Source organism: Paraburkholderia sp. SIMBA_053, from assembly GCF_046534895.1.
Lineage (GTDB): Bacteria > Pseudomonadota > Gammaproteobacteria > Burkholderiales > Burkholderiaceae > Paraburkholderia > Paraburkholderia caledonica.
The window spans coordinates 1-240 of sequence record NZ_JAWRXU010001577.1; the positions used below are offsets into that span (position 1 = coordinate 1).

1 protein-coding gene is annotated in these 240 nt (G+C 56.7%); it reads left to right on the forward strand.

Annotated features, from left to right (window positions below; translation table 11 throughout):
* Window positions 1-240: hypothetical protein (locus tag SB753_RS40870; RefSeq protein ID WP_410805654.1), on the forward strand; the 240-nt coding region annotated here is incomplete at both ends.

Below are 240 nucleotides of genomic sequence, written 5' to 3' on the forward strand. Positions count from 1 at the left end.
ATACCACCACAACTGCCGATACCAGCAATGCAGGTGTGGACAATGCGGCACCTGTTGTCGCCAGCGTTAGCGTACCGGCCAACGGCACCTATGTTGTGGGGCAAAACCTGGATTTCGTTGTAAATATCGCTGCTGCCAGCGATGTAGTTGTCGATACCAATGGCGGCACGCCGCGCATTGCACTGACGGTTGGTGCTAACACACGCTATGCCAGCTACGTCTCCGGTTCAGCCTCGCCCT